Raw genomic sequence first — 17524 nt, forward strand, 5'->3', positions numbered from 1 at the left:
AGTCCGGGGATCTTGGTGGGTGGCCGCCTGATGTCTACAGCCGGTGGCCGCCGTGCCGTTGCGTCCGTCGAAGGGGCTTAGAATGCCTGTCGGTCTTCCCGTTTCCACGCCGTTCCCGTCGCGCCGCAGCGTGTGGCGCCGGGCATTGAATGCTGTTCTGCTGACCAGCGTCAGCACGATCACGCTGGCGCTTGCCGGTCCGGCCAGCCAGGCGCGTGACATTCTGCGCGGCAACAGCGTGGCGGCGCCGGTTGCCAATGTGACGGCGCAGCAGGCCGCGGCGATGCAACAGGCGCAGACCATGGCGCGTCAGGCGCAGAATGCGCTGGCGCGCACGACGCGCGCCTTGCAGGCCGCACAAGCGGCGCAGGTGGCGGCGCGCAGTGTCGCCCTCACCACACCCAGTGCCGTGCCCAACGGCCTGGTGCCCGGCGGCTTGGTCGTGGCGCCGGGCGCCGGTACGACGCCGGGCGTATGGGTTGGCGCCGATCTGCCGACGCAGGGACAGGCGGGTGCTCGCACCGAGGTCACCATCCGGCAAACCGATGCGAAAGCGATCCTCAACTGGCAGAGCTTCAATGTTGGCCGCGACACGACCGTCGTCTTCGACCAGTCGAAGGGCAACACGGCGGCCGATCCCAAGGGTGCGCAACAGTGGATCGCGCTCAACCGTGTGACCGACCCGTCCGGACGGCCCTCGCAGATCCTGGGCCAGATCAAGGCGGAAGGCCAAGTCTACGTCATCAACCGAAACGGCATCATCTTCGGTGGGGCCTCACAGGTGAACGTGCACAGCCTGGTGGCATCGAGCCTCAGTCTGTCCGATGCGCAGTTCAAGGCCGGCATCAACAATCCGCGCGCCGTCAGCGACGGTGGCGGCGGTAATGACTACGGCATGCCGCAATTCGGCGATCATCCGACGTGGCGGCCCAAGGACGGCGTGAAGATCGACCATCCCGACCAGGTGCCAGCGTTGCCCGTCGGTGCGCCGCCCGGTGATGTGCGCGTCGAAGCCGGTGCCGACCTCACCATGGCCAGCGGCGGCAAGGCCATGCTGTTCGCTCCGCGGGTGACTAACGGTGGAACCATCAAGGCGCCTGATGGCCAGGTGATCCTGGCGGCTGGTGAGCAGGTCTGGCTGGCGCCGGCCAAGAGCAACAACCCGGCGGCTCTGACTGTGCGCGGCCTCGATGTCGCGGTCTCGGCGCCATCACCTTATCTCTACGCCTACTATCAGCTGCAGGGCGCGCTCGGAAAGACGACGATCTACAACCCGTTCACCGTCAGCCTGCGTGATACCATCATTCCGTGGATGCTCGCGCGCGCCGAATCGGTCGGCTACAGCACGACGAACACGGGCATCATCCAGGCCGATCGCGGCAACATCACGTTGAACGCGCGCGGCATCTTTCAGAATGGTGTGTTGTCGGCAACGTCGGCGCTGAACAATCGCGAAGGCAGCATCCGGCTGCAGGCGTGGGGGCAAGGCCTGTTCGCCTATTCGAGTTCGCTCGAAGGGCCACCCATACAGCAATGGTCGGCTGGCTCCCTGACGCTGGGGCCAGGCAGCGTAACGATGGTCGTGCCCGACGCCGGTGACAAGAGCGAGATCGAGACGGCGGCGCTGGCAACCCGTTATCGGCCGGGTCGCATCGAGCTGCGCGGCGACCTGATCGCCATCGAAGCGGACGCCAGTGTCGTCGTGCCCGCCGGCATCATCAGCATCATCGCGAACAAGGATCCGACGTCCTACGACGAGCCCTCGGCGGGGGCGCGAGACTATAGGGACGGCAGCCGGGTCTATATCGGCCAAAACGCCTATCTCAGCGTGGCCGGCATCCAGGACGTCGCGGTGGCGATGGAGCGCAACTTCGTGACGGGCGAGTTCCGCATCAACGAACTGCGCGATACCGTCCTCTATCGCAATTCCTGGCTGCGCGGCCAGAAGGGCATCATCGTGGATCGCCGCGTTACCGGTCAGTTCACTGACGGACCGATGGCGGGAGTCCAATGGGTCCAGGGCAGTCCCGGTAAGTGGGTCGGCACGCCGCTGGGTGATTTCACCGGCTGGATCGGCGTCGGACGCACGGACCTGGGCGAACTGTCGACCCGGGGCGGCAGCATCAACATCAAATCGGGTGGCTCCATCATCACGCGGGCCGGGTCCTTGCTGGATATTGCCGGCGGCTCGGTGCGCTACAGCGACGGCTGGAACCGCACGACGCGGCTGCTGGGTGCCGATGGACGGCTCTACAACATTGGCGACGCGACACCTGACAGGATCTATGTCGGCATCGCCGGTCGCTTCACGCGTCGCCACAGCCGTTGGGGCATATCGGAGAGCTGGTCCAATCCGTTGATGGACCCCAAGGGCACGTTCGAAAAGGGTTACACGGAGGGCCGTGACGCGGGTTCGATCCAGTTCTTTGCCGGCGAAGCCTATGTCCTCGAGGGCAATTTCTGGGGCGGCACGATTGCGGGCGATCGCCAGATCGCAGCAGGCAAGCTCGCCAAGGCCGGCAAGCTCGTTTTCGGCGACGGCGGCGACGAGGACCGTCCTTGGCTGATCTCCGACCTGATCATCACGCGTCAGCCGCGCCGCCTGGCCGCCGACTTTACAGCGCAGAGCGCGGTGCCGATCGAATTCTACGATCCGGGCGCAGCCGAGCCAAGCCGGGCGAAGACGACCTGGGTCGATCCCGCCATTTTGAACAACGCCGGCATGGACAGGATCGATTTCAACATCAACAACAGCCTGCGCGTTGCCGCGGATGGCGATCTGGATCTCAGGCCTGGGTCCTCGCTGTCCATCACCTTCAACGTCAGCCCGAACGCGCGCCACACGAAGGTGACGATCGACGGTACCATTCGCGTTCCCGGCGGTACGGTGACGACAGGAGGCAACAGTGTCGTTCTCGGCGCCGGTGCCGCCATTGACGTCAGTGGCCAGTGGGTCAATGACGTGACCGACACGGTGCGCGTGCCGGCGCCGGCGATCCATGGTGGCAAGATCGACATATTTGCCAACGAGACGCTGCAGATCGCGCCGGGCGTTCTGTTGAACGTGTCGGGCGGTGGTTGGTACAACGCGCGGGCACGGGCGGCACCGACGCTCAAGGTCGGCGACGCCGGCTCGATCCGTATCGCCAGCGCCAATCTCGACGGCGCGCTGCTGGCCAACCTCGATGTGCGCGGGTATGCCGCCGGTTCGGGGGGCAGTCTGGAGGTGGTTGCCAGTGCGCCGATTCAGCTTGGCGGCACCAAGCCCGACGATCCGTCCACCATCCATCTGTCCGACCGCCTGTTCTCCGAGTACGGCTTCCGTGCGTTGGAGATCCGGACCACGCGGGACATCGTCGTCCCCGACGGCGTGCACATCTCTCAGACGCCGGTCAACGTCGACCTGCGCGGTCAGGATGTGTCGGGCCATGCGACCGGCACGTCGATCGCGGAGATCGGTCCGGTCCGCGTGCTGCCATTGGAGGAGCGCGTCAAGCGCCGCCCCGCATCACTCGTCCTTGGATCGCGCGGTGACAGTGTCACGATCGGCAGGGATGCCGTGCTGCGGACAGATGTCGGCGGCAGCATCGCGCTGGCATCCGGCTACAGGGAAGTCTTCTTTCCCGGCGGCAGCGATACCGTCTACGGCGACCTGATCGTGAAAGGGACGATCGAGGCGCCCGCCGGCGCCATCAGCCTGCAGTCCGCCTGGCGGATCGTGCTTGAGGATGGTTCCCGGCTGTTGGCCAGGGGCGCACCCGTGATCGCCGTCGACGGCGACGGCAATCGCACCGGCAGCGTCCGGCCTGGTGGCGCGATTGCCATCAACGCACCCATGATGGTGATCAAGCCCGATGCGGTACTGGATGTGTCGGGCGCCAGCGCCGTGATCGACCGGGTGCAGGGAGGATTGACCGGTGATCGCCGTCAATCGCTGCACCTGGACAGCAATGGCGGCACGATTTCATTCTCGGGCAAAGGGGTGATTGAGGGCAAGCTGATCGGCCAAGGCGGCGGCCCCAATGCCCGTGGCGGCGATGTCACGATCGAGGTACCCGGGTCAGCCGACCAGTCGCCGCGCCAGCAGCTCGAAGCGATCCTGCAGTTCCTCGATCCGGATTGTGTTGGTTTGCCTGGTGGCAATGGCAACTGCGGTGATTGGCAAGATGCCATCGGTTTCAATCTGGGCGACGTGATTCGCGCTTATGGCTACGAGTACGAGGGCTCCATCTTCATCTCGCGCGCCCTGTATGATGCGATGCCCGCCAGCAGTGCGCCTGAACTCCTCCTGTCGCGGAACGCCGCCAGTCCGAGCAGCGACCTGCTCAAGCCCGGCCAGTTCGGTCTCGATCCGGCCGCCGTCGAGGCCCTCAGGAGCTACCTCGGGGTTGATCTCCCCGCCTATTTCGCCAGTGCGAACGCGTTGAAACCGCTGGTCGTACGTCCGGGCTCGATCAATGACGGGCAGTTTGCCGATATACGCATCACTAGCAACAATGCCCTGATCCGCCTGGATGATGCTCAATTGTCAGCCAGCCGTCGCATCGAGGTCTCCGGTGTGCTGGTGAACGCCGGTGCCGGCAACAGTGCGCTTGTGGCGCCGCATCTCGTTCTCGGTGGACCGACGGCCGCTCGCAGTGACACCGTGTCGGGCACGCTGACCTTGCAGGGCAAGGTGATCGATCTTGGCTCGACCAGTGTGGTGGGCTTCGACCGGACGATCCTGCGCGCCGACGATATTCGCCTGAACGGCACGATCGAGCAGCCGGTCGTCGTCGACATACAGGGCAAGCTCACGATCGCCGGTCGGCTCTATCCGGTGACGGCAACCAAGGCGACGGTGCGCGCCGACAAGGCGATCGAGATCGTGCCCTATGGGCAGTCGGGGGCACCATTGTCCGCCGGTGCCACGCTGGTCCTGGAAGCGCCCATCATCGAACAGAACGGCGCGCTGTGGCTTCCTTTCGGGACTATCAACTTCAAGGCCGGCGAGCGACTGACACTGGGTGCCGGTAGTCTCACGTCGGTATCGGGTGGTGGTCTCGTCCTGCCCTATGGAACACTGAACAATAACGAGCATTGGATTGACCCGGCCAAACTTCCCGATCCACAGAAACCCAATGAGAGCATGATCGCGCCGCCGGAGAAGCGCATCTCGCTCGAAGGGCCGACAGTGGAGCTTGCCCAAGGCTCGACGATCGACATTCGCGGTGGCGGCGATCTCCACGCCTGGGAATTCGTGCCCGGTCCTGGCGGGTCGCGCGATCTGCTGGCGATGCCGGGCATGTTCGCCATCATGCCGGCGCACGCCACCTCGACTGCGCCGACTGCTGTTGCGCCGCCGCGCGATGGCAATACGCCGGCCGCCGCATTCGACGTCGGCGATCGCATCTGGCTGGCCGGTGGCAATGGCCTCGCCGCCGGCTGGTACACGCTGCTGCCGTCGCGTTACGCGCTGCTGCCGGGTGCTTATGCGATCATGCTGGCCGGCCAGTCGGGCTTGGCATCGCCGGCGCCGGCCGTGCGGTTGACCGATGGTTCGCTGGTCATGAGCGGCCGGCGCGGCAGCGCGCTGACCGGCCAACAGGATCAGCTCTTCGGTGCCTGGCGGGTTCTGTCGGGCTCCGTGCTGCGCCAATACACGGAGTACAACGAAGCGGCGGCCAACCGGTTCTTTGCTTCCGATGCGTTCAAGCTGTCACAGTATCGTCTTACCGGTGAGAACGTCGTCACCCCGCGACTGCCGATGGACGGCGGCTCTATCGTCTTCAAGGCAACGCAGGATCTGATCCTCGACGGCCAGCTGCGGTCCCGCGCCGCCGAAGGTGGTCGCGGCGGTCTCGTGGACATTGCCGGTGCGAAGATCGCCATCGTCGGTGCCGGTCAGGACGCCAGCGCGTTGCGCGGCCAGGGCTATCTGGTGATCGATTCAGCGAGTTTGACGAGTTTCGGTGCCGGCAGTCTGCTGGTCGGCGGTGTACGCACGGGCGATGCCAAGGGGATTCGGCTGGACGTGGTCGCGTCCGATATCGTCGTGCGCAACAATGATGAGAGCCGCCTGGTGGGGCCCGAGATCATCCTGGCGGCGAGCGGCAAGGTGGCTGTCGAGGCTGGTAGCGTGCTGGCGACCGAAGGAGAAGTTGGAGCCGGCGGCGGTGACCTGATTGTTTCGCCGCAACATCCGGCTGCTTATCGCGACCCCGATGGCTGGGACGACGGCGACCCGAAGGACGATATCCTGGTATCGCCATCGCGCGACTACGGTGCCCTGATCCGTGTCTCGAATGGCGATGCAGTCAGGGTCGTGCGCCAGAACGTCGATGCCAGTATCGGCGGCGTCGTGGATGTGGGGGCCGGTGCCATCCTGCGCGGCGGCAAGTCCCTGCTGATCGACTCGACCCAGACGACCAATCTCGCGGCATCAGCGCGGCTCTCCGGCGCCTCGCTGGCCTTGTCGAGCGGCCGCATCAGTCTGGGTGGTGGCCGCGAGGGACTGGTGCTCGACGCCTCGACACTGCCGCTGCTACGGGACACCCAGCACCTGACGTTGCGCAGTTACACCTCGATTGATTTCTACGGATCGATCGATCTCGGCGGTGCTGGCCTGGCGTCCGTCACGTTCGATGCGTCGGGCTTGGTGGGTCATGGCAACGGTACCATTGCCATCACCGGCGGCGCGATCGCTCTGGTCAACAACGGCAGCAGCTTCATCGAGTCGGGTGCCTCGGGCTCCGGCAAGTTGATGCTCCAGGCCGATGACGTGGTGTTGGGTGCCGGCAGCAAGACCATTCGTGGCTTCACCGATATTGCGCTGATTGCCAATCGGCGCATCATCAGCGCGGGCAATGGTACGGTCGATGCCGGCACTGCTGCTGTCGCGTTGACGGCACCGCTGCTGACGGGTCGAGGCGGCAGTGCGCAGTCGTTGATCACGACCGGCAATCTGACGGTGAGCGCCAGCGGCACAGCGCCGGAGCGCGATACCGAAAGCCTCGGTACGCGCTGGACTTTGACAGGGCGTAGCGTGCAGTTCAGTGGTCGAGTTGTGGGGCTTGGCGGCGCCGTCACCCTGACGGCCAGCGGCGGTGACGTTGTGCTGGCCGATGGCGCGTCGATCGATGTCGGCGGCTTCGAGAAGCACTTTTTCGACGTGCCCGGACATGCCGATGCCGGACGCGTGTCACTGGTCGCCGTCGGCGGTTCGGTGCGCATGGCATCGACTGCCTTGATCAACCTCGCCGGTGCTCCCAGCGGCGGCAATGCCGGCACGCTGTCGGTCACCGCGTCGGGTGGTGGTACGGTCGATCTTGGTGGTCGCATCAGTGCGCAGGCCGCTGCCGGCCAGCGGGGCGGATCCTTCGCGCTCGATATCGCGGCGTTGCCCGACTTTGCCGGCTTGACGCGGCAGCTGAACGATGCCGGCTTCTCCGCTTCGCGCCAGTTCCGCATCCGCAATGGCAACGTGGTGATCGACGGTGCGACAGCCGTGGCCGACTTCGGCCTGGTGGCCGACCAGGGTACGGTCACCCTGAGCGGCATCATCGATGCGCGCAGCACCTTTGGCGGCCGCATTGCGATCACCGCCGGCAGCGGGCTCACGATGACGGCCGATGCCCGACTACAGGCCGGTGCGATGGACGCGGAACTCGGGTCAGGCCGGGTGACATTGGAGGCGAGCGGGGGGCGGCTGGATCTGCAGGGCGGCTCGATTGACGTTGCCGGCGGCGAAGGTGGCCGGGTCCGTCTGCGCGCGGGCCAGACTTCTGGGCATGACGGGAGCGCTGTCGACAATCTGTCGGCCGTCATCGTCGGCGCCCGTTCGGCCGTTCTGGAAGGCGTGGCGCGCTACAGCATCCGTGACTACGACGGCACGACCATCGATTCGGCCATGAGCGATGCCGTCTCCCATGCCAACGTGTTCGCCAGCCACGCCGCTGACATCCAGGCGAGAATTCCAGGCGCCGCCGGCGTCACCGTAGCCGCGGGTATCGAGATCGTTCATGACGGCGACCTGGTCTTGAACAGTGACTGGAATCTCGCCGGCCTCGCGTCGCGTGAGGGCGGTCTGACGATACGCGCCGGTGGCAACCTGACGATTCGAGGTCACATCTCCGACGGGTTCTCGGCCGTCGACCGCAGTGGCGTCCTGCTCGATGCCGCATCCTGGGATCTGCGTCTGATTGCCGGCGCCGACCTCAGTTCGGCCAGTGCCACGGCTCTGATGCCGCTGGCCGGCTTGGTCGCCGGCAAGGGCTCGTTGGTGGTCGGCGACGCGGCGGCCGGCAGGCATGTCCGCACCGGAACAGGTGACATCGACGTGCGTGCGGCGCGCAACCTCGACCTGGCACACCCCCAATCGGTGATCTACACCGCCGGTCGCCGGGACATGACGGTGTTCGACGACTTCACCACCGCACCGGCCACCGCCGTCTATGGAATCCGGGGCGGTCATCTGCGCATCGCCGTGCAAGGCGACGTCAGCACCACGCTTCCGGCCAACCGGTCGGACATGCAGCTCTTCACCGAATGGCTCAAGCGGCAGGGGGCCACTGACCGGTACTACGTGTTTGCGCCTTACTTCCACGGCGCACTGGGCGACAGGCCTGCCGAGCAAAGCTCCTGGTGGATCGACCATGGCTCGTTCCAGCAGGGCGTCGGTGCGCTGGGTGGCGGCAACGTTGCGGTGACAGCCGGCGGTGACCTGGTGAATCTGCTGGTGGCACTGCCGACCAACGGCCGTGTTCGCGGTGGCCGCATAGCCCTGGAGCGCAAGCTGCTGGAGATGCGCAATGGCGGGGCGATGACGGTCGACGCCGGCGGTGTTGTCCGCGCCGGCTACTACTATGTCGGGCGCGGCGCCGGCACGATCACCGCGGGCGAGTTTGCGGTCGGCCGTGCTGTCAACATCACGACTGCGGGTGTACTGAAGAGCTACCCGATCGCGCCGGTCCTGTCGCTGGGCGACGCCACGCTGGATGTGCGCACGGCGGGCGATCTGCGCCTGCAGACGATGCTGGATCCGCTGCTCATCGGCCAGGGCAGCTTCCATGATGGCGCGTACATGAGCGGCCAGACCGATCGGAGTGCCCTCAGCCTGATCTCGGTTGGCGGCGATGTGATCCTGGTTGGTCAGACGACGTTTCTCTCCAAGGATCTTGATTTTCCCGATCCCTGGAGTGGGCCCCGTGCCTACATGCAGGTGAACAAGTTTGCCGGCAATCTCTTCCCGTCACGGACCCGCATCACCGCACTCAACGGTGTCGTCGACAATCAGGACACATTTTTCATGCTGCCGGGCAGTCGCCCCGAACTGCGCATCCTGGCGGAAAAAGACGTCCTGCCCGGCGCCATTGTCATGTCACGCGCGACGCCGGCGATGGTTCCGTCACCCTTCGAGTCGGTCGGTGGCGAGGGTGCGCCCATCCAGTTGTCCGACGGGACCTACGGTTTCCGGGCACTCATTCGAAATGACATGATCCCGCCGCCGACGAACCTCGCGGACATCATCCACATGGCGCACCTCTATGCACTGCGCAATCCCGAGCGGCTTGCCAATGCGAACGATGACGAGCCGAGTCGCATCTATTCCCGCAGCGGCTCGATTGTCGCCGTGTCGGATATGACCCCGACAGGTGAGCGCGCGAGCGTAATGACCAACGAGCAGACGTGGCTGCGGGCAGGGCGCGATATCCGCAACGGGAGTTACGACCTGCGCAACGTGCGCCGCAGCGACGTCTCGATATTCGAAGCCGGCAATGACGTCATCGGTCGTTCGATCGACATCCAGGGGCCGGGAGCCGTCGTGATATCGGCAGGGCGGGACGTCTATGCGACGGGGTTCTCGATCTACAGCCGGGGCAATCAATCCTACGACGACAACAATCGACGCATACCCCAGACTCAGATCAAGGGCCTGCCCACCGATGGTGCCTCGATCACCGTGCTGGCCGGGCTGAATGGCCAACAGCCGCGGTACCATGCTTTTGCCGCTGCCTACCTCGATCCGGCCAACGTGAACGCCATGCCGGACTACCTGACGATCACGGGATCGGACGGGAAACGGCTGCCGATCTATCTGACCGATGAGGCCGAGGAACGTAAGAACGGCAACACCCATATCGTGCGCCATGGGTTGGTTTCGTTCGTGAGGGAGATCACGGGCGAAACCTTGTCGCCGCTGGACGCGTGGGCGCGCTTTGGGATGCTGCCCAGGCTCACGCAGGAGCGCTTTCTGCGGCAGGTCTACATGCAGGAACTGCGTGCTGCGGGCCGCGACCAGAACACGCTGGGTCGTGACGACCGCCCGATCAACGGCGGCTACAATCGCGGCTACAGGGCCATCGATACGTTGTTGCCCGGTAAGGCGTGGCGCGGCGACTTCATCGTCGGCAACGCGCTGCTGCGCACCATGGCTGGCGGCGACGTTGACATTCTCACACCGGGCGGTGGTGTTCAGGTCGCGGCGTTGGGCGCACAGGTGCCCGATGGATATGGCATCGTTACGCTGGGCGGCGGCGAGATCCGCATCTTTGCCCGCGACAATGTCACCGTGAACCGTTCGCGCGTCCTCACGTTTGGTGGTGGTGACGAGATCCTCTGGTCGACGCTCGGCGATATCGACGCCGGGCGCGGCGCCAAGACCACACGTATCACCTCGGCACCTGATATCGTCACGGATGTCGACGGCAACACCGAGATCCGTGAACGGCCCGACATGAGCGGCAGCGGCATCGGGACCATTGCCGGTGTCGGTGGCGTCGAGAAGGGCGATGTCGATCTGATCGCGCCGCTGGGTACCGTCAACCCGGGTGATGCCGGCATCCGCGTCGCCGGCAACCTCAACGTCGCCGCGCTCATCGTACTGAACGTCGATAACTTCGAGGTAGAGGGTGAGATCAAGGGCGTGCCGCGGCCGACGGCGGCTGTGACGGTGGCGCCGCCGACAACCGATCCGGGTCAGGCTGCGCAGGCAGCCGACGATGCGGTCAAGAAGGCGTCAGGCCGCAACACGGATACGCCCTCCATCATCACGGTTGAGGTGCTTGGTTACGGCGGTGGTGGCTCGGCGAAAGGCGGCGACGACGAAAAGAAGAAGAGCGAGAGCGGCGGTGATACGGGCCAGCCGGTCCGCAAGGTCGATGCCGCGCCGACGCAGGACCCGGCCAGTGCCTATCAGGTCCTGGGTGCAGGCGAACTCACCGCTGAGCAGACGCGTACCCTGATCGAGCAAAGAATGCGGACGGCAGGTCAGTAGGTCCTGCGAGCGCGGGCTTCCCCGCCCGCGCTCGCCAGGCGATCAGCGACCAGGGTGGATCGGATTGCTGAACTGCCCCGTCGAGGGGCGGTACGGCATGGCGGATTTGCCGAAATTCGGTCCGTACTGCTGCCGCAGGGCTGCCTGGTTGAAGCCGCCGATCTTCACTTGCGGCGAGACGGCATCGACGGGTGCGATGTTGCGCGGCGGCTGGACGCGGCGCACCTGGTGCTCCAGGCGCTGGTTGAGGCAATCCAAGCTCGAGGTGCGCTCGCCGCCGATCTCGACTTCGATGCAGCTGCTGCTTGCGTTCGGCGTCGGCTGGCCGCCCAGCACGACGCGCCGGTCCTGCGCCTGCGCCGCTGACGCCAACAGCACCAAGCTGCCAATACACGCAATCGCCAGTCTCATCGGCTCCTCCATACGCCCGTCGCGCTATCGACATAGGTGACGGCAGACGCTGTTGCAACGGTGCGTGTCATTGCCGTTTCAATGCCACTTTGAGATGTAGCGGCTGCAACATGTCCGCGGGCGGCGGCTGGTCGATCCGGCCGCGCTCCAGGATGATGCGCAGGTCGGTATTGGCGCGCGCGTCGGGCAGCGGCGGGAAGTCGACCCGGTCGATCTTGCCGTCGGCGGCGATCCAGATCTTGACGATCAACGCGTCGGGTGCACCGGCCTCGCCGCCCGCGCGATCATGAAGATAGGCATGAAAGCGCCGGACATCCTCGTCTTCCGACTGCAGCCACTCGCCGATGCGTTGCTGTGTGCGCTGGGCGAATTGCTGCCATTCGACGGGAACAGTCGCCGCGGACCGGTAGTCGGTCCCTGGTGTGCCGCCTTGTGCTCGTACGTCGGCGGACGAGAGTGCGCCACTCAATCCAGCCGTACAAAAACCCAGCAGGCGCGCCATGCGCCGCCAATTCAGGACCATCGGGAACTCTTGATTGTTGCAACGAGCACGATTCGCTCGCCTGTATCCATAGACGATGTTCGTTACGGTTCTGGGGTGCCGTTGCGTCCTCGACAAGTCTGGCAGTTGTACGCAAGCGAATGCCCATTTGTCATGGCGTCGTAACAAGGGCCGCCTATGGCAGAGGCCGAAGTAACCGGCTCACGGGACGTTCTTTGATCACGCTTCCGGTGAGGTTGGTTCGATGACAAGACCGCGGACTCTCCCGATGAAATGCTCGACTCCGCTGCGACTCGTGCCGCGCGCCAGCATGGTCGCGGTCATCGCGTCGATCGGCATGGCCGGCATCGCGCATGCCCAATCAACCACCAGGCCAGGCGGCACGCTTCAAGTGTCGGGTGTGGTCAAGTTCGATATCGCGGCCCAGCCGCTGACGTCGGCGCTGGAAGCCTACAGCACCGCGACCGGTGTCCAGGTACTCTACGACAGTGCGCTGGCGCTGGGGCGACGATCCGCTGAAGCCAGGGGCATGCTCACGCCGCAGGCGGCGTTGACCGCCTTGCTGCGAGGCACATCTCTGGTGGCGCACTACACCGACTCGCGCGACATCATCATTGTGCCGGCGGGGGTGCAAACGGCTGCCAGCTACATGCCGCGTCCGTCGGATGGGCCTGTCTTCGCCCTGGATACACTGCATGTCCAGGGCGCCGTCGAGGTCGGCGCTTCCGACCGGCAGGGCGTGCTGGACTACACCCGTGCGCTGCAGTCCGAGATTCGTGGCGCCTTGCAGCGCGATCCCCGTACCCGGTCGGGGAGCTACAAGGTCGGCATCAACCTGTGGATCGGCGGTCTGGGTGCGGTGCAGCAGGCGCGGCTGTTTCGTTCGACCGGCGATCGCGATCGCGACGTGGCCATTGCCGACGCGTTGCAGGCGTTGACGGTGAGCCGGGCCCCGCCGGGGGGCATGCCCCAGCCCGTCAGCGTGATGATCTCGGTCAAGCCGTTCTGACGGCATGCCCGGCAAGCGCTCCATAGGCGACGGCACGCCGGAGAAATGGCCTGCGGCCAGACCGTGGGGCGATCTGCGCCAGTTCCTGGGCGTGGCCCTGTGCGTGTCGTTGCTGTGTGGGACGGGAATCTATTGGCTGCGTCATGCCCTGCAGGGACCGCCGGCGCGCAAGGCCGACCAGGTCGTCAGCGTCCGGCTCGTGGCACCGCCCAGTCCGCCGGCGCAGCCTGTGCCACCGGAAAAAAGCACCGTACCCGTCCACACACCAAAGGCGCCTGCCGAGAAGCCCGCCGAACTGCCGGAGCCACTGCTGGCCAAGCGACCGGCCGAAGCGCCGCCGGCGCTCGCCGAACCCAAACCGGCCGCAAAGGACCAGCCGGCACGGCAGGTGGTGAAGGCGCCCGACACCTACGGGATGGTTGCTGTCGATTTCCGCCGGCGGCTCTTCTCGCACCTGGAGCCGTTCCGGCATTATCCGGAAGCGGCAAAACCGGAACGCTTGAACGGCACGGTCCTGCTGGCGTTCGTCATGCGCCGCGACGGCACTGTGCTCGATATCCGGGTCAGCCGCAGCTCGGGTCACGCCGTGCTCGACAACGAGGCGATCGAGACCGTCCGCCGGGCGAGGCCGTTTCCACCCGTGCCAGCGGGTCTGCCCGATCGCGTGACGATCATGGTGCCCGTCGCCTTTTCGATGCCATGACGATCGATTTGCCATCAACTGTCGCCAAGCTGAAATTTGTCGCTGCTAGGAGCGTGCGCGTTCGCGTGCACGCCGTGGTGGTTCCGATCCTCCGACGCAAACTGCGCGCCCAGGAGGTGTGAGCGACCATGGCGGACTCGAGTCGGGCCATCCTGCGTCGCCTGCTGCTGGTCGGTTACGACGATTTTGCCCGTTGGCTGACGGCCCGGCTGGGTTGCGCCGACCAGGCGCGCGATGCCTTGCAGGACACCTTCCTGCGGCTGGAGCGGTCCGTCGAAATCGGGCCGTTGCGCAGTCCGCGCGCCTATCTCAGGCGCATTGCGCTCAACATCGCCACCAACCGCCGGATTGCCGAACGCCGGCACCTGACCGATCAGGAGACCGAAGCGTTGCTGGCGCTTCCCGACGAGACTCCCGACCCGGCGCGTACGATCGAGGCGCGGTCGGAAGTCGAGGCGCTCAAGCGCGCCCTGGCGGAAATCCCGACCCGTCGCCGCGCGATCTTCCTGGCCGCCTGGGTCGAGGAGGCGCCGCAGCAGGATATCGCAGCGCGATTTGGCATTTCCGTCCGCACCGTCCAGATCGAGCTCAAGCATGCCCTGGAGCATTGTGCGGCGCGCCTGGAACGTGACCACGGGAAAAATTTCGCCTCTGCCCCTCGCAGATTGTCGTCAAAATAGGGAAGTCCTACCATGACGGCTGTCTGCCTCAACCGGCGGCGCTACGAGGACCGCTGGAGTTATGACCGACTCGGAGGACAAGACGAACGAGCTTGACCCGCTGACGCGCGAAGCCCTTGCGTGGCTCCTGCGGCTGAAGTCGGGGGGCGTCACGCAGGCCGATGCGGATGCCCTGCAACGCTGGCGCGATCAAAGCCCGGCGCATGCCGAGGCATGGCATCAGGCCCTGCGCCTCAACAGCCTGTTGCGCGATGCCGGCGGTGCGATGGCCGGCGTTCCGGCTAGCACCGTGGTGCCCTTCAAGCCGGCGCGCCGTCCGTGGACGTCACGGCGTTTGGTGCTGGGCGGTGCGCTGGCAGCGGGTGCCGGCGGCCTGATGCTGGCGCGGCCGCCGCTGGCGCTGTGGCCGTCGCTGGTCGAGATGACGGCCGACTATCGGACCGGTCCCGGTGAGCAGAAACGCGTGGAACTCACCGAGGGTATCGCGCTGGAGCTCAACACCCGCACCAGCATCGCCGTTCGCTCGACCCGTGAAATGCCACGCATCGAACTGATCGGTGGCGAGGCGGAAATCGTTGCCCGGCGCGCGGTGTCGAGTCCCCTGGTCGTGCTGGCCGCGGACGGTATCATCAGGGCGTCGCGGGCCAATTTCAACGTACGCCATGACGGCGCTTCGGTCTGCGTCAGCTGTCTGGACGGTGCCGTGGAAGTCGAGCAGTCGCCGGATACGGCGCGGCTGCAGGCGGGCCGTCAGCTCACGTACACGGCACAGGCGCTGGGCGAGATGGTGACCATGGATGCCGCTGAGGTCAGCGCCTGGCGCTCGGGCCTGCTGATCTTCCACGACAAGCCGCTGAGCGACGTGATTGCCGAAGTGAACCGCTACCGTGCGGGCCGTATTCTTTTGGCCGGCGATCAGATCGGCCGACGGCCGGTCAACGGTGTGTTCCATATCGATCGCCTGGATGGCGTGATCGCCCAGCTCGAGAAGCTGGGCGCGCGCGCCACGCGGTTGCCCGGCGACATCGTCATCCTCAACTGACGCAGAAGTTTCATATTTCTGCGCTGCGTGTTTGACCGCCGCCGCTTGTCCTAGAGACAAGGGGACAGCAGCAAGCGAGTTCACTCGACCATCTGGCCCCGCGAGAACTTGCCTGTGCCGAGCCCTGTCGGGTTGCACAGGATCATTGAGTGCGTTCTGCGGTTTGGGGGCTGCGCGTGGTGGGTCAGCGAACTTGGAGCCTGAAGCTCCTCGTAGCGTCGTCGGTGATTGTCGCCAGCCAGATCGGGCCGGCGAGCGACGCGCTCGCGAAGGGCAAGGGCAAAACTCTGGTGGCGCAGCAGAGTACGCCTGCCGATGGGGCACCGCCCGCCGGCACGCCGCCGGCCGGTGCGCCACCGGCGGCGCCGCCGCCGGTCCAGCACCTCGACATCAACGAGTACCGTGTCGACGGCGTGACCATGCTGCCGCAGATCGAGGTGGAGGAGGCGGTCTATCCATTCCTAGGGCCGGGCCGCACGTCCGATGATGTCGAGAAAGCACGGGCTGCCCTCGAACGAGCCTACAACGCCAAGGGCTATCAGACCGTTTCCGTCGAAATTCCGCAGCAGCAGGTGCGCGACGGCATCGTCCAGATCAAGGTGACCGAAGGCAAGGTCGGGCGGCTGCGCGTGAAGGGATCGCGCTACTTCTCCCTCGATCGCATCAAGCAGGATGCGCCATCGCTGGCCGAAGGCACAGTGCCCAACTTCAACGCCGTCACCAAGGACATCGTCGCGCTCAACCAGATTCCCGACCGGCGGGTGACGCCGACCCTGAAGGCGGGCGCGACGCCGGGCACCGTGGACGTCGATCTCAACGTCCAGGACACATTCCCTCTGCACGGCAGCCTGGAGCTCAACAACCGGCGCAGCGCCGACACCAAGCCGCTGCGCCTGAGCGCGTCGGTACGCTACGACAATCTGTGGCAGCTCGGCCACAGCCTGAACGTCAGCTTTCAGGTCGCGCCGCAGGACCCCAAGGACGCCAAGGTCTTCTCGGCGTCTTATCTGGCGCGCATTCCCGGCGTGCCGTGGCTCAGCCTGCTCGCCTATGGCGTTAAGAACAACTCGGATGTCTCGACGGTCGGCGGCACCAACGTGGTGGGGCGTGGCGAAATCATCGGCACCCGAGCCATCGTCACGCTGCCGGCCAAGGACCAGGGCTTCTTCCATTCGCTGAGTGCCGGCATCGACTACAAGCACTTCGGCGAGCGGGTGAAGGTCGGCAGCGACCAGCTCACGGTGCCGCTGACCTACTACCCGATGAACCTCACCTATAACGCCACGTGGCAGGGCGAGGGTTCGCAGACCCAGGTCAGTGCCGGCATCAACTGGGCGTTTCGCGGCATGGGCAGCAAGCCCGACAAGTTCGACGCCAAGCGCTTCAAGGCGAGCGAGGGGTTCTTCTACTTCAAGGGCGAGGTGGAGCATACCCACGAGCTGCCGGGCGGACTGCAGGTGTTCGGCAAGGTCAACACCCAACTGTCACGTCAGCCGCTGGTATCCAGCGAGCAGTTCTCGGCCGGCGGCCTCGATTCGGTACGCGGCTATCTCGAGTCGGCGGCGTTGGGTGACTACGGCGCGTCCGGCACCATCGAGTTGCGCAGCCCATCCATCCCCACGCTGCTGGGCAAGGGTTTCGGTTTCATCAACGACTGGCGTGTCCACGTCTTCGCCGATGGCGCTGTGCTCAAGATCCATGAACCGCTGGCCGAGCAGGAGTCGACGTTCCGGCTGGCCAGCGTCGGCTTCGGCAGTCGCATGCGCATCGCCGACCACTTCAACGGTTCAATCGATGTCGGCTTTCCCCTGCGTATGCAGGGCAAGACGCGTGCCTTCGAGCCTTACATGACGTTCCGGCTTTGGGCCGAGTTCTGACCTCTGAAAACAACGGTAGTTCCATGCGGCGGTACTCTTTCTTCCT

The 17524-nt window shown here is 65.6% G+C and carries 8 protein-coding genes; 6 read left to right on the forward strand and 2 right to left on the reverse strand.

What is annotated here, in order from left to right; all coding sequences use genetic code 11:
* The first annotated feature begins 82 nt into the window (after positions 1–82).
* On the forward strand, positions 83–11254 hold the full coding sequence (locus FQU96_RS28105; protein WP_146544682.1) for a filamentous haemagglutinin family protein: 11172 nt from the start codon (positions 83–85) through the stop codon (positions 11252–11254).
* 42 nt (positions 11255–11296) lie between these two features.
* Here the strand turns inward: FQU96_RS28105 and FQU96_RS42820 are convergent, their stop codons facing one another.
* Positions 11297–11665, reverse strand: a complete 369-nt coding sequence (locus FQU96_RS42820; RefSeq protein WP_255468598.1) for a hypothetical protein — start codon at positions 11663–11665, stop codon at positions 11297–11299.
* Positions 11666–11732: 67 nt separating this feature from the next.
* Positions 11733–12167 (reverse strand): hypothetical protein, encoded by a 435-nt coding sequence (locus tag FQU96_RS28115; RefSeq protein ID WP_146544683.1) that lies wholly within the window; start codon positions 12165–12167, stop codon positions 11733–11735.
* A gap of 268 nt (positions 12168–12435) precedes the next feature.
* Here FQU96_RS28115 and FQU96_RS28120 point away from each other — a divergent pair, with 268 nt between their 5' ends.
* From FQU96_RS28120 to FQU96_RS28140, 5 genes are all read left to right on the forward strand, one after another.
* A complete protein-coding gene (locus FQU96_RS28120; RefSeq protein ID WP_146544684.1) occupies positions 12436–13176 on the forward strand; it encodes an STN domain-containing protein in 741 nt (246 codons plus the stop codon).
* Between the two features lie 4 nt (positions 13177–13180).
* Complete coding sequence (locus FQU96_RS28125; RefSeq protein WP_146544685.1) at positions 13181–13879, forward strand: energy transducer TonB; 699 nt, start codon at positions 13181–13183, stop codon at positions 13877–13879.
* Positions 13880–14007: 128 nt separating this feature from the next.
* Positions 14008–14559 (forward strand): RNA polymerase sigma factor, encoded by a 552-nt coding sequence (locus FQU96_RS28130; RefSeq protein ID WP_146544686.1) that lies wholly within the window; start codon positions 14008–14010, stop codon positions 14557–14559.
* A 61-nt stretch (positions 14560–14620) separates the two neighbouring features.
* Positions 14621–15601 carry a FecR domain-containing protein gene (locus tag FQU96_RS28135; RefSeq protein ID WP_146544687.1) on the forward strand — a complete coding sequence of 327 codons (981 nt, stop codon included), beginning with the start codon at positions 14621–14623 and terminating at the stop codon, positions 15599–15601.
* Between the two features lie 149 nt (positions 15602–15750).
* Positions 15751–17478, forward strand: coding sequence for a ShlB/FhaC/HecB family hemolysin secretion/activation protein (locus FQU96_RS28140; protein WP_146544688.1), 1728 nt, complete (start codon positions 15751–15753; stop codon positions 17476–17478).
* Positions 17479–17524: the final 46 nt, after the last annotated feature.

The organism is Reyranella sp. CPCC 100927 (assembly GCF_007859315.1).
Classification (GTDB): domain Bacteria; phylum Pseudomonadota; class Alphaproteobacteria; order Reyranellales; family Reyranellaceae; genus Vineibacter.